The 13463-nt window shown below is 65.3% G+C and carries 7 protein-coding genes, 3 rRNA genes and 1 pseudogene; 2 read left to right on the forward strand and 9 right to left on the reverse strand.

The window, feature by feature from the left end; all coding sequences use genetic code 11:
* Positions 1 to 42 precede the first annotated feature (42 nt).
* From ACSHXN_RS18765 to ACSHXN_RS18785, 5 genes are all read right to left on the reverse strand, one after another.
* Positions 43 to 744 carry a VC0807 family protein gene (locus ACSHXN_RS18765; protein ID WP_438303391.1) on the reverse strand — a complete coding sequence of 234 codons (702 nt, stop codon included), beginning with the start codon at positions 742 to 744 and terminating at the stop codon, positions 43 to 45.
* A 104-nt stretch (positions 745 to 848) separates the two neighbouring features.
* Positions 849 to 1493: an HAD family hydrolase gene (locus ACSHXN_RS18770; protein WP_355140659.1), complete on the reverse strand. Its 645-nt coding sequence runs from the start codon at positions 1491 to 1493 to the stop codon at positions 849 to 851.
* 71 nt (positions 1494 to 1564) lie between these two features.
* Positions 1565 to 1681: ribosomal RNA gene (rrf, locus tag ACSHXN_RS18775) — 5S ribosomal RNA — on the reverse strand.
* A gap of 89 nt (positions 1682 to 1770) precedes the next feature.
* Positions 1771 to 4873, reverse strand: a 23S ribosomal RNA gene (locus tag ACSHXN_RS18780).
* Positions 4874 to 5177: 304 nt separating this feature from the next.
* Positions 5178 to 6701: ribosomal RNA gene (locus ACSHXN_RS18785) — 16S ribosomal RNA — on the reverse strand.
* The 16S, 23S and 5S rRNA genes sit together here, the layout of an rRNA operon.
* Before the next feature lie 817 nt (positions 6702 to 7518).
* On the opposite strand from ACSHXN_RS18785, the gene trpS reads away from it, so the two are divergent.
* A complete protein-coding gene (gene trpS / locus ACSHXN_RS18790; RefSeq protein ID WP_356109280.1) occupies positions 7519 to 8517 on the forward strand; it encodes a tryptophan--tRNA ligase in 999 nt (332 codons plus the stop codon).
* Between the two features lie 45 nt (positions 8518 to 8562).
* Here trpS and proC read toward each other — a convergent pair whose 3' ends face one another.
* The 3 genes from proC to ACSHXN_RS18805 form a co-directional block, all read right to left on the reverse strand.
* Positions 8563 to 9372: a pyrroline-5-carboxylate reductase gene (proC, locus tag ACSHXN_RS18795; RefSeq protein ID WP_355131004.1), complete on the reverse strand. Its 810-nt coding sequence runs from the start codon at positions 9370 to 9372 to the stop codon at positions 8563 to 8565.
* A 118-nt stretch (positions 9373 to 9490) separates the two neighbouring features.
* A complete protein-coding gene (locus ACSHXN_RS18800; RefSeq protein WP_355131006.1) occupies positions 9491 to 10264 on the reverse strand; it encodes an ABC transporter permease in 774 nt (257 codons plus the stop codon).
* Entirely contained in the window at positions 10261 to 11073 is an 813-nt protein-coding gene (locus ACSHXN_RS18805) for an ABC transporter ATP-binding protein (RefSeq protein WP_438303392.1), read from the reverse strand. Before ACSHXN_RS18805 ends, ACSHXN_RS18800 begins: the two co-directional genes overlap by 4 nt.
* A 233-nt stretch (positions 11074 to 11306) precedes the next feature.
* Between ACSHXN_RS18805 and ACSHXN_RS18810 the strand changes: the two are divergent.
* Positions 11307 to 12667, forward strand: a pseudogene (locus tag ACSHXN_RS18810) (SulP family inorganic anion transporter).
* On the opposite strand, the gene ACSHXN_RS18815 reads toward ACSHXN_RS18810, so the two are convergent.
* Positions 12631 to 13407 (reverse strand): class I SAM-dependent methyltransferase, encoded by a 777-nt coding sequence (locus ACSHXN_RS18815; protein WP_355131010.1) that lies wholly within the window; start codon positions 13405 to 13407, stop codon positions 12631 to 12633. The pseudogene ACSHXN_RS18810 and the gene ACSHXN_RS18815 overlap by 37 nt on opposite strands.
* Positions 13408 to 13463 lie beyond the last annotated feature (56 nt).

Below are 13463 nucleotides of genomic sequence, written 5' to 3' on the forward strand. Positions count from 1 at the left end.
TACCGGTGGGTAGATCCAGTGAAAGATGATTTTTGTTCAGCTTCACCTGGCGGCAGCGAGTGCCAGGGGACGCTCCGCGGCGTTCTGGGCCTTCACCTCGGCGACGAGCATGTGCGCCATCGGCCCGGCGGCGAGAGCACCGCTGACCACGAACCCGATCACCATCGCGACGGCCGGGACGACCGACCCCAGCCACACCATCGTGTCCACCGGCAGTGTGTAGACGCCGACCACCCGCACCACGCACTCGACGAGCAGCACCACACCCCACACGACCGAGAACACCCGCTCGGCCCGGCGGAACGCCGGGGACCCGCTCTGCAGCCGGCCCCAGGCTGCCTCCCTGTCCGCGGCGCCCTTCACCAGCCAGGGCTTCATGCCCGCCGTCATCATCGGCTTGCCCATGGCCACGGAGACCAGGATCCCGATTCCGATGGCGCTGCTCACCCCGCTGTCCTTGGCGAGCATCAGTCGCGGGTCGCCCGCGACGAAGCTCAGCAGCAGTCCGACGACGTTCACGAAGAGGATGAGCGCGGCGAACGCGTTGATGGTGCGCTCTTCGACCACGCCCCACACCGTGCGTACGGCCGGGACGACGCTGCTGAGGCCGAGGGCCATCAGCGTGCTCGTCCCGAACGCGTCCTTGAACAGGTAGTACGAACCGATCGGCACCGCCACGTCCATGATCAGCGGAATGAAGTTCTGCTTCTTGCTCCGGCCCTGGGAAACCGAGTTCGTCGTCATGCCCTCAGCTTCGCGGCCGGGGCGGGTCCGCCGGTAGAAACGATCGTCCGGAGCCCGGCGTGACAAATGTCAGTGCCGCCCGGTGGCCGGAATCACGGCGGCTCTCATCGGAGCAGGTCAGCCAACTCCGCCATGGTGGAGAACAGTTGTGTGGCACCCACGAGCCTGTCGGCAGGCGTCATGGCGGTGAACCCGTACACGTCCATCCCGGCGGCGACCGCGGCCCGGACACCGAGGGGGCTGTCCTCCACGACGAGGCAGTCGCCCGGCGCGGCCCCCATCCGTTCCGCGGCGTGGAGGAACAGATCGGGTGCCGGCTTCCCTCGCCCGACGTCCTGGGAACTGAAGATCCGCCCGTCGTCGAACCAGCGGTCCAGCCCCGTAGTACGGTGCCCCACTCGGATCCGCTCGTGGCTCCCGGAGGAGGCCACACAGTACGGCACCCCGTCGGCGGACAGTTTCTCCAGCACGTCCACCACTCCGGGCACGGGCTTCAACTCCTGCTCGAACGCGGCGAAGACACGTGCGTGGAAGACATCGTCGAAGTCGGACGGCAGCCGTTCGCCCGTCCGCTCCTGTATCAGGTCGTGAACCCGGTGCATCGCGGATCCCATGAAGTCCCGGATGGAGTCCTCGTACGACGTCGGATGCCCGATCTCGGTCAGATAGCCGGCCAGGAGCCGATTGGAGATGGGCTCACTGTCGACGAGGACACCGTCGTTGTCGAAGATGACGAGGTCATAGCGCATGGGTACGAGCCTAAACGGTCCGGAAATGCGGAAAACCCCGTACCAACGGTACGGGGTTTCCCTCACAATTTGTTCGGCGGTGTCCTACTCTCCCACAGGGTCCCCCCTGCAGTACCATCGGCGCTGAAAGGCTTAGCTTCCGGGTTCGGAATGTAACCGGGCGTTTCCCTCACGCTATGACCACCGAAACACTACGAAACAGAACGCCACACCACCCGAAAAAATCCGGGCGGGGCTGTTCGTGGTTTCAGAACCAACACAGTGGACGCGAGCCTCTATGGACAAGCCCTCGGCCTATTAGTACCGGTCACCTCCACACGTTACCGTGCTTCCAGATCCGGCCTATCAACCCAGTCGTCTACTGGGAGCCTTACCCCATCAAGTGGGTGGGAGTCCTCATCTCGAAGCAGGCTTCCCGCTTAGATGCTTTCAGCGGTTATCCCTCCCGAACGTAGCCAACCAGCCATGCCCTTGGCAGAACAACTGGCACACCAGAGGTTCGTCCGTCCCGGTCCTCTCGTACTAGGGACAGCCCTTCTCAAGACTCCTACGCGCACAGCGGATAGGGACCGAACTGTCTCACGACGTTCTAAACCCAGCTCGCGTACCGCTTTAATGGGCGAACAGCCCAACCCTTGGGACCGACTCCAGCCCCAGGATGCGACGAGCCGACATCGAGGTGCCAAACCATCCCGTCGATATGGACTCTTGGGGAAGATCAGCCTGTTATCCCCGGGGTACCTTTTATCCGTTGAGCGACGGCGCTTCCACAAGCCACCGCCGGATCACTAGTCCCGACTTTCGTCCCTGCTCGACCCGTCGGTCTCACAGTCAAGCTCCCTTGTGCACTTACACTCAACACCTGATTGCCAACCAGGCTGAGGGAACCTTTGGGCGCCTCCGTTACCCTTTAGGAGGCAACCGCCCCAGTTAAACTACCCATCAGACACTGTCCCCGATCCGGATCACGGACCCGGGTTAGACATCCAGCACGACCAGACTGGTATTTCAACGACGACTCCACCTGAACTGGCGTCCAAGCTTCAAAGTCTCCCAGCTATCCTACACAAGCCGAACCGAACACCAATATCAAACTGTAGTAAAGGTCCCGGGGTCTTTCCGTCCTGCTGCGCGAAACGAGCATCTTTACTCGTAGTGCAATTTCACCGGGCCTATGGTTGAGACAGTCGAGAAGTCGTTACGCCATTCGTGCAGGTCGGAACTTACCCGACAAGGAATTTCGCTACCTTAGGATGGTTATAGTTACCACCGCCGTTTACTGGCGCTTAAGTTCTCAGCTTCGCCCACCCGAAAGTGAGCTAACCGGTCCCCTTAACGTTCCAGCACCGGGCAGGCGTCAGTCCGTATACATCGCCTTACGGCTTCGCACGGACCTGTGTTTTTAGTAAACAGTCGCTTCTCGCTGGTCTCTGCGGCCACCCCCAGCTCGAGCAGCAAGTGCTCTCACCAAGCGTGGCCCCCCTTCTCCCGAAGTTACGGGGGCATTTTGCCGAGTTCCTTAACCATAGTTCACCCGAACGCCTCGGTATTCTCTACCAGACCACCTGAGTCGGTTTAGGGTACGGGCCGCCATGAAACTCGCTAGAGGCTTTTCTCGACAGCATAGGATCATCCACTTCACCACAATCGGCTCGGCATCAGGTCTCAGACTATTGCCAGGCGGATTTACCTACCTGACGTCCTACACCCTTACCCCGGGACAACCACCGCCCGGGATGGACTACCTTCCTGCGTCACCCCATCACTCACCTACTACCACCTTGGGCCGGCGGCTCCACCACTCCCCTTTGCCCGAAGGCTCCGGGGCGGCTTCACGGCCTTAGCATTAATGGGCTCGATGTTTGACGCTTCACAGCGGGTACCGGAATATCAACCGGTTATCCATCGACTACGCCTGTCGGCCTCGCCTTAGGTCCCGACTTACCCTGGGCAGATCAGCTTGACCCAGGAACCCTTAGTCAATCGGCGCACACGTTTCCCACGTGTGAATCGCTACTCATGCCTGCATTCTCACTCGTCAACCGTCCACAACTACCTTCCGGTGCTGCTTCACCCGGCAGACGACGCTCCCCTACCCATCACAACACCCGTTAGGGCTATATGCTGCAATGACACGACTTCGGCGGTACGCTTGAGCCCCGCTACATTGTCGGCGCGGAATCACTAGACCAGTGAGCTATTACGCACTCTTTCAAGGGTGGCTGCTTCTAAGCCAACCTCCTGGTTGTCTGTGCGACTCCACATCCTTTCCCACTTAGCGTACGCTTAGGGGCCTTAGTCGATGCTCTGGGCTGTTTCCCTCTCGACCATGGAGCTTATCCCCCACAGTCTCACTGCCGCGCTCTCACTTACCGGCATTCGGAGTTTGGCTAAGGTCAGTAACCCGGTAGGGCCCATCGCCTATCCAGTGCTCTACCTCCGGCAAGAAACACACGACGCTGCACCTAAATGCATTTCGGGGAGAACCAGCTATCACGGAGTTTGATTGGCCTTTCACCCCTAACCACAGGTCATCCCCCAGGTTTTCAACCCTGGTGGGTTCGGTCCTCCACGAAGTCTTACCTCCGCTTCAACCTGCCCATGGCTAGATCACTCCGCTTCGGGTCTTGAGCGTGCTACTCATACGCCCTATTCGGACTCGCTTTCGCTACGGCTACCCCACACGGGTTAACCTCGCAACACACCGCAAACTCGCAGGCTCATTCTTCAAAAGGCACGCAGTCACACCAAAGTGCTCCCACGGCTTGTAGGCACACGGTTTCAGGTACTATTTCACTCCCCTCCCGGGGTACTTTTCACCATTCCCTCACGGTACTATCCGCTATCGGTCACCAGGGAATATTTAGGCTTAGCGGGTGGTCCCGCCAGATTCACACGGGATTTCTCGGGCCCCGTGCTACTTGGGTATCTTCCAAACGAGCCGCTGACGTTTCGACTACGGGGGTCTTACCCTCTACGCCGGACCTTTCGCATGTCCTTCGTCTACATCAACGGTTTCTGACTCGCCCCACGGCCGGCAGACCGCAGAAGAAAGAACCCACAACCCCGCACACGCAACCCCTGCCGGGTCTCACACGTATACGGTTTGGCCTCATCCGGTTTCGCTCGCCACTACTCCCGGAATCACGGTTGTTTTCTCTTCCTGAGGGTACTGAGATGTTTCACTTCCCCTCGTTCCCTCCACACTGCCTATGAGTTCAGCAGCGGGTGACAGCCCATGACGACTGCCGGGTTTCCCCATTCGGAAACCCCCGGATCAAAGCCTGGTTGACGACTCCCCGGGGACTATCGCGGCCTCCCACGTCCTTCATCGGTTCCTGGTGCCAAGGCATCCACCGTGCGCCCTTAAAAACTTGGCCACAGATGCTCGCGTCCACTGTGCAGTTCTCAAACAACGACCAACCACCCATCACCCCGGACCAAAATCCGAGTTCACTGGGGCCGGCGCCGAAGGACGACCAAACGGCCGCACCCTCAGACACCCAACAGCGTGCCCGACACACTCGCCGACAAGATCCGCGTTCCACGCCGAAGCAGTACTAACGCCCTCATCCATCCGAAGTGTGCCGAATAGTCAACGTTCCACCCATGAGCAACCAGCATCGAACGTTCGCCGATGTACTGGCCTCTGACCAACCGAAGTCGGTGAGAAGTGCTCCTTAGAAAGGAGGTGATCCAGCCGCACCTTCCGGTACGGCTACCTTGTTACGACTTCGTCCCAATCGCCAGTCCCACCTTCGACAGCTCCCTCCCCGAGGGGTTGGGCCACCGGCTTCGGGTGTTACCGACTTTCGTGACGTGACGGGCGGTGTGTACAAGGCCCGGGAACGTATTCACCGCAGCAATGCTGATCTGCGATTACTAGCGACTCCGACTTCATGGGGTCGAGTTGCAGACCCCAATCCGAACTGAGACCGGCTTTTTGAGATTCGCTCCACCTCACGGTATCGCAGCTCATTGTACCGGCCATTGTAGCACGTGTGCAGCCCAAGACATAAGGGGCATGATGACTTGACGTCGTCCCCACCTTCCTCCGAGTTGACCCCGGCGGTCTCCCGTGAGTCCCCAGCACCACAAGGGCCTGCTGGCAACACGGGACAAGGGTTGCGCTCGTTGCGGGACTTAACCCAACATCTCACGACACGAGCTGACGACAGCCATGCACCACCTGTACACCGACCACAAGGGGGCACCCATCTCTGGATGTTTCCGGTGTATGTCAAGCCTTGGTAAGGTTCTTCGCGTTGCGTCGAATTAAGCCACATGCTCCGCCGCTTGTGCGGGCCCCCGTCAATTCCTTTGAGTTTTAGCCTTGCGGCCGTACTCCCCAGGCGGGGCACTTAATGCGTTAGCTGCGGCACCGACGACGTGGAATGTCGCCAACACCTAGTGCCCACCGTTTACGGCGTGGACTACCAGGGTATCTAATCCTGTTCGCTCCCCACGCTTTCGCTCCTCAGCGTCAGTAATGGCCCAGAGATCCGCCTTCGCCACCGGTGTTCCTCCTGATATCTGCGCATTTCACCGCTACACCAGGAATTCCGATCTCCCCTACCACACTCTAGCCTGCCCGTATCGACTGCAGACCCGGAGTTAAGCCCCGGGCTTTCACAATCGACGCGACAAGCCGCCTACGAGCTCTTTACGCCCAATAATTCCGGACAACGCTTGCGCCCTACGTATTACCGCGGCTGCTGGCACGTAGTTAGCCGGCGCTTCTTCTGCAGGTACCGTCACTCTCGCTTCTTCCCTGCTGAAAGAGGTTTACAACCCGAAGGCCGTCATCCCTCACGCGGCGTCGCTGCATCAGGCTTGCGCCCATTGTGCAATATTCCCCACTGCTGCCTCCCGTAGGAGTCTGGGCCGTGTCTCAGTCCCAGTGTGGCCGGTCGCCCTCTCAGGCCGGCTACCCGTCGTCGCCTTGGTGAGCCGTTACCTCACCAACAAGCTGATAGGCCGCGGGCTCATCCTGCACCGCCGGAGCTTTCCAACCTCCCAGATGCCCGGGAGGCTCGTATCCGGTATTAGACCCCGTTTCCAGGGCTTGTCCCAGAGTGCAGGGCAGATTGCCCACGTGTTACTCACCCGTTCGCCACTAATCCACCCCGAAGGGCTTCATCGTTCGACTTGCATGTGTTAAGCACGCCGCCAGCGTTCGTCCTGAGCCAGGATCAAACTCTCCGTGAATGTTTACCGGATATCCGGTCGAACACCACGAGAGCGGGACCAGGAGGAGGAATAATCCCCCCGGTCCACAGCATCCTCGCTGTGTTATTTCAAAGGAACCTCGCCCCAGCACATGCTGGAGACGGGGTATCAACATATCTGGCGTTGACTTTTGGCACGCTGTTGAGTTCTCAAGGAACGGACGCTTCCTTCGTACTCACCCTCTCGGGCTTTCCTCCGGGCGCTTCCCTTCGTGTTTCCGACTCTATCAGACCATTTCGCGATCCGATTTCCTCGGTGCTTTCCGGCCTTTCGGCCTTCCGGCGTTGTCGACTCTATCAGATCCCTCAGTTCCCTTCGGGGCCTGACTCCCAGTCAACCGGGATTGTCTTCCCTGCCTCTCGGCCGTTCCGACGAGTGAGACTTTAGCGGATTCCTGCCGTCCGAGCTAATCGGGGGCTGCGCCCTCACCTGAGCTCGAACGCGGATTCCTCATTCCGAAAATACACATGCCAATACACACGACGACGTATCGCCGATAATCGGTGGGTACCTGCGGAGTGGCTGTCCGGGGACCGACCTTGATCGGCGCTCACGTCGGACAACCCGAAGAACTTTACGGATCGGGCTGGCGCGTGTCAACCCCCGGCATCCCTGCCCCGTAGGGCGTACTCTCTGACCCATGACTTCGCGTACGTGCAACCAGCAGTGGTGGGCCGCCTGACGGCGGCCGAACTCACGTATGCGTTCAACGGCCGCCGCCTCGGCGGCCGTTCTCGTATCTCCCTCCGGAGGATCGGCCGGCCGGTCGAGGCGGCCCCTACCAGGAGGTGAAGAGATGACACGGGTCTTCAGCGGGATCAAGCCGACCGGACATCTGACGCTGGGGAACTACCTCGGCGCCATGCGCCGGTGGGCCGAGGTGGACCAGCACCAGGCCGACGCGCTCTTCTGCGTCGTGGATCTGCACGCCCTGACCGTGGACCACGATCCGGCACGGGTGCGCAGGCTCAGTCGGCAGGCCGCGACGCTGCTGCTCGCCGCCGGACTCGATCCGCAGCGGTGCACCGTGTTCGTCCAGAGCCACGTGGACGAGCACGCCCGGCTGTCGTATCTGCTCGAGTGCGTGGCCACCGACGGCGAGATGCGGCGGATGATCCAGTACAAGGAGAAGGCCGCGCGCGAGCGGGAGCGGGGTGGCAGCGTCCGGCTGTCGTTGCTGACGTATCCCGTGCTGATGGCGGCGGACATCCTGGCGTACGGGACCGACGAGGTGCCCGTGGGTGACGACCAGGCCCAGCATGTGGAGCTGGCCCGGGACCTGGCGGTGCGGTTCAACCAGCGCTACGGGCACACGTTCGTGGTGCCCAGGGCCACCCATCCGAAGGTCGCGGCGCGGGTGATGAACCTGCAGGACCCGACGTCCAAGATGGGCAAGTCCGAGGACTCGGGACCGGGGATCGTCTATCTGCTCGACGAACCCGATGTGGTGCGCAAGAAAGTCATGCGAGCCGTCACCGACAGCGCTTCGGACGTCGTCTACGACCGGGAGGCCCGGCCGGGCCCGGCGAACCTGCTGGAGATCCTGGCGGCGTGCGAAGGCCGCAGCCCGGAGGAGCTGAGCGGTGCCTACACGTCCTACGGCGCTTTGAAGAAGGACACCGCGGAGGCCGTGGTCGAGGTGCTGCGGCCGGTTCAGGAACGGCACCGGGCCCTGTGCGCGGACCCGGGACACGTGGACCAGGTGCTGCGGACCGGGGCGGAACGGGCCAGAGGGATGGCCCGGCCGCTGGTGGACACGGCCTACCGGGCGATCGGACTGCTGCCGGCGGTCTGAAGGTCGGGTGCCCACCACCGGGTCCCCGGCGGTGGGCATGCGACGTCAGTTGTTGCCGGAGGCCAGTTCGCGGCTGCGGTCGCGGGCGGCTTCGAGCGCGGCGATGAGTGCGGCCCGCACCCCGTGGTTCTCCAGTTCGCGGATCGCGTTGATCGTCGTGCCCGCGGGGGAGGTGACGTTCTCACGGAGCTTGACGGGGTGCTCGCCGCTGTCGCGCAGCATCACCGCCGCACCGATCGCGGACTGGACGATCAGTTCGTGGGCCTTGTCGCGGGGCAGACCGAGCAGGATGCCGGCGTCCGTCATGGCCTCGACCAGATAGAAGAAGTACGCCGGACCCGAGCCGGACAGCGCGGTGCAGGCGTCCTGCTGGGTCTCCGGGACGCGGAGCGTCTTGCCGACGGCGCCGAAGATCTCCTCGGTGTGGGCGAGATGCGCCTCGGTGGCGTGGCTTCCGGCCGAGATGACGGACATGGCCTCGTCGACGAGGGCGGGCGTGTTCGTCATGACGCGCACGACCGGGGTGCCGGCGGCCAGCCGTGCCTCGAAGAAGGAGGTGGGGATGCCGGCGGCACCGCTGATGACCAGACGGTCGGTGGGGACGTGCGGGGCGAGTTCGTCGAGGAGCGTGCCCATGTCCTGGGGCTTGACCGTGAGGATGAGCGTGTCGGCACTCTTCGCGGCCTCGGCGTTGGTGACCGGGGTGACGCCGTAGCGGCTGCGGAGTTCCCCGGCCCGTTCCTTGCGGCGGGCCGTGACGAGGAGGTCGGCGGGCGTCCAGCCGCCCCGGATCATGCCGCTGAGCAGCGCTTCGCCGATCTTTCCGGTGCCGAGGACTGCGACTTTCTGGGTCATGGTGCGAGTGCCCTCCGGGGGTTGCGTCGTCCGGGTTCATCCTCGCACCGGGTGCGGCGGCCCGGCTCGATCGTCCGGTGGGCGGACTGCCGTGCCGGGCCGCCGTCGCGGCCCCCGCTCACTGCGACCGTCGCCGCAGCGTCGCCGCCCCCAGCCCCAGGACCAGCAGCGCGCACCCCGCCACCACCAGTGCGTCGCGGACGAACGTCGCCGTCATGTCCGTGTGCCCGAGGACCTCGTTCATGCCGTCCACCGCGTACGACATGGGCAGGACGTCGGAGACGGCCTCCAGGACCGGGTGCATGGCGGAACGGGGTGTGAACAGTCCGCAGAGCAGCAGCTGAGGGAAGATCACCGCGGGCATGAACTGGACCGCCTGGAACTCCGAGGCCGCGAAGGCGGAGACGAACAGGCCCAGCGCCGTGCCCAGGAGGGCGTCCAGGAGGGCCACCAGGAGCAGGAGCCAGGGGGAACCGGTGACGTCCAGGCCCAGGAACCAGACCGCGAGGCCCGTGGCCAGGGCGGACTGGACGACGGCCACGGTGCCGAAGGCGAGCGCGTAACCCGCGATCAGGTCGGCCTTGCCGAGCGGCATCGCGAGGAGCCGTTCCAGGGTGCCGGAGGTGCGTTCACGCAGGGTCGCGATCGAGGTCACCAGGAACATCGTGATGAGCGGGAAGATGCCGAGGAGCGAGGCGCCGATCGCGTCGAACGTGCGCGGGCTGCCGTCGAAGACGTAGCGCAGCAGCAACAGCATCAGGCACGGGATGACGATCATCAGTGCGATGGTGCGCGGATCGTGGCGCAGCTGGCGCAGGACCCGGACGGCCGTCGCCGTCGTACGCGAGAAGGTCAGGGCACTCACGTTCGGCCGCGGTGTCGTGGTGGTCATCGGACCGTTTCCTTTCCGGCGGCCGTCTTCGCCGCCGCCTCGTCGACCAGGTGGAGAAACGCCTCTTCGACCGTGTCCGTGCCGGTCCGGGTCCGCAGGGCGTCCGGGGTGCCCTGCGCGAGGATCTCGCCCTCGCGCATCAGCAGGAGTCGGTGGCAGCGTTCGGCCTCGTCCATGACATGGGACGAGACGAGGAGCGTGGCGCCGCGTTCGGCCGCGATGCTGTGGAAGAGGGCCCAGAGGTCGCGGCGCAGCACCGGGTCGAGGCCCACCGTCGGTTCGTCCAGGACCAGCAGCTCCGGGGTGCCCAGGAGCGCGACCGCGAGGGAGACGCGGCTGCGCTGGCCTCCGGAGAGGTTGCCGGCGAGGGCGTCGGCGTGCGAGCCGAGGTCCACGTCGGCGATGGCCCGGGTGACCTTCTCGTGGCGGCGGGCGGCGGCGGCGCGTCCGGGGTCGAGGATCGCGGCGAAGTACTCGAGGTTCTGCCGGACGGTCAGGTCGCCGTAGACCGAGGGGGCTTGGGTGACATAGCCGATACGGGACCGCAGAAGGGCGTCGCCGGCGGGGCGGTCGAGGACCTCCAGGGTGCCGGTCACCTTGGCCTGGGTTCCGACGACGGCGCGCATGAGCGTCGACTTGCCGCACCCGGAGGGGCCGAGCAGGCCGGTGATCCGGCCGCGGGGGACGGTGAAGCCGAGGCCGCGCAGGACCGTACGGGGGCCGCGTACGACGGTGAGGTGTTCGGCCCGGACGGCCGGGCCGGACTCGGGCTCCGGGTCGCCGGGCGGGCGCGGAGGACTGATATTCATCACTCGATGAATATTGCGCGCGGTGATGGTGACCGTCAAGCCCGTTGTGTGGGACGGCGCAAGCGCTCGGCGGGGTGATCGGAGCCGGTCATATGCCGCGCAGGTCCGTCGTGCCCTCCCCCGGCGCGGCACCCAGGCGCGACGCCGTCGGCCGGAGGTGCCGTCGTCATGCGCCGTGGCGTACCCAAGCCGATCCGTCCGCGTCCCTCGTCGTGTTCCTCGTGGCGCCCCCCATGTGCATCGGGGTCGCCGTGGCATCCGGAGTACCGGCCGAACCGGGACTGGTGACCGGAGTGGTCGGCGCACTGATGGCCGGCGCGTTGCCCGGCAGCAGCCTGCAGGTCAGCGGGCCCACGGCCGGGCTGACCGGCTCGTGTACAAGGCCGTTCAGTCGTACGGCCTTGATGTGCTCGGAGTACTCGTGCGCGGCTCCGGGCTGGTGCAACTGGCCCTCGGCGCAGGGCGGCTGGGACGGTGGTTCCGAGCGGTGTCCGCAGCCGTCGTCCAGGGGGTGCTCGCCGGGATCGGACTGGTGCTGGCCGCCGGGCAGGTGTACGCACTGGGTGACGTGCGCCCGCGAGCAGGCTCGCCACACTGACCGGACTGGTCGCCCTCCCACAGCACCTCGACCCGGCGGCGCTTGCGGTCGGTGCAGCGACCGTGCTCGTCCTGATGCTCTGGCCACGATGGCGGCGCGGAGCCCGTGCCGTGCCGGTGCCCTTGCTCGCGGTGGGGCCGGCGGCGACCGTGACCGCGGTCCTCGAACTCCGGTGCACCGCGTCGAGGTCCGTGCCTGCTGGCTGCCGTACGGCCGCCGCCGCCCGAAAGTCTCGGCCGGCTCACGGAAGTGGGCGTCCTCGGGGCGGTGGCCGCCTTCGCGCTCATCGCGTCCGCGGAATCGCCGTTCGGTGCGGCGGCGGTGGACCGGTTGCACCGCGGGAAACGGGCCGACCACGACCGGGAGTTGATGGCACGGGGGTGGGGATCGCGGTCCACGGCCTGCCGGGCACCCTGCCGATGACCGCCGTGATCGTCCACAGTGCCGCGAACGTGCGCGCCGACCCGCGGACCGAGGCGTCACGGGTGCTGCAAGGCGCGTGCTGCTCGTCTTCACCGCACTCCTGCCCCGGGCGCTCGGGGTGATCCCGGTGGCCGCGCTCGCGGACTGCGCGTGCACGCCGGATGCGCACTCGTGCCGCTGCGCGAGACGGGCGTGCTGTGGCGGGCGCACCGCGGGGAGGCGGTCGTCGTCCTCACCGTGACAGCGGTCGCGATCGTGGTCGGCAACCTCTTCGAAGGTGTGCCGATCGGGCCGGTGCCGGACGTCACCAAGACGGCGTGGGACATCAGCCATGTGCAGGCGGAGACCGAGGACCTGAGGGCCGAGGGGATCGTCGTACGGGTACGGGGGCACGCCGCATTCCCGCGGCTGCCGAAACCGTCGGACGCGCCGGGGACGCTGCCGCGGGACCGGGACGTACGGGTGGAACCGGACAGGCTCGGGCACCTGGACCACGCGTGTGCGGCGGCGCTCGAGGGATGGGCCGCCGCGCGCGGTCAGGACGCGTCGGCGACCACGAGGAACACGTCGTAGACCTCCTCGACGACGCCGTCCGGGAACGTCTCGAGGAGGCGTTCCCGCTCCTCGGTGAGAAACGCGTCCGCACGCTCCTTGCCGAGGACGAGGAAGATCGAGTGGCTGCCCACGTTGGCCAGATGGGTGTCGACGGACACCTTGCGGCTCCAGCGGACGACACGGTGGGTGTGGCGCGGGATCCCGGGGGCACCCTCGAAAGCGGCTTCCGTACGCGTGCCGCCCGCGCCGCTCTTGGAGGCGTGTTCGGCGCCGAAGTACCGCCTGATCCGGTCGGCCTGGGCGGCGATCCACGGCACGTCCTGCGCGTCCATGTTCCACCACAGCGCGAGGGCCCCGCCCGGCCGCAGCACCCGCAGGGCCTCGGGCACCGAGCGGGCCGGGTCGGTCCAGTGCCAGGCCTGGGCGTAGGTGAGGAAGTCGGCGGACGAAGTGGCGAGCGGGAGGGCGTTGCCGTCGCCGCGCAGGAGGGGGACGCCGGGGAGGCCGCGGCGGAACTCGGCCGCCATGCCGTCGCCGGGCTCCACGGCGACCACGTCCGCACCACGCGCATGCAGGAGACCGGTCGCGATACCGGTGCCCGCCCCGATGTCGACGACACGCGCGCCGGCGAGAGGACGGCCGGCGAGCTCTTCCAGGGTGTCGAAGAGGGCGGGCGGGTAGGACGGCCGGTTCGCGGCGTACTGGGCCGCCGCGGCGTCGAAGGAGCGGGCTCGGGTGGCGTGGGAGGAGACGGTCATACGTCCATCCTGACGGGCCATGGGGATCGGGACGGCGGGTTCGGCGGCGGGTTCCG

This window comes from Streptomyces sp. HUAS TT11 (genome assembly GCF_051553595.1).
In the GTDB taxonomy this organism is placed as follows: Bacteria; Actinomycetota; Actinomycetes; order Streptomycetales; family Streptomycetaceae; genus Streptomyces.

What these genes read in the sequence shown, in the direction of transcription:
- ACSHXN_RS18770 (WP_355140659.1), bottom strand. Translation starts at nt 1,493, where the DNA reads ATGCGCTATGACCTCGTCATCTTCGACAACGACGGTGTCCTCGTCGAC.
- ACSHXN_RS18765 (WP_438303391.1), bottom strand. Translation starts at nt 744, where the DNA reads ATGACGACGAACTCGGTTTCCCAGGGCCGGAGCAAGAAGCAGAACTTC.
- ACSHXN_RS18815 (WP_355131010.1), bottom strand. Translation starts at nt 13,407, where the DNA reads ATGACCGTCTCCTCCCACGCCACCCGAGCCCGCTCCTTCGACGCCGCG.
- ACSHXN_RS18805 (WP_438303392.1), bottom strand. Translation starts at nt 11,073, where the DNA reads ATGAATATCAGTCCTCCGCGCCCGCCCGGCGACCCGGAGCCCGAGTCC.
- trpS (WP_356109280.1), top strand. Translation starts at nt 7,519, where the DNA reads ATGACACGGGTCTTCAGCGGGATCAAGCCGACCGGACATCTGACGCTG.
- proC (WP_355131004.1), bottom strand. Translation starts at nt 9,372, where the DNA reads ATGACCCAGAAAGTCGCAGTCCTCGGCACCGGAAAGATCGGCGAAGCG.
- ACSHXN_RS18800 (WP_355131006.1), bottom strand. Translation starts at nt 10,264, where the DNA reads ATGACCACCACGACACCGCGGCCGAACGTGAGTGCCCTGACCTTCTCG.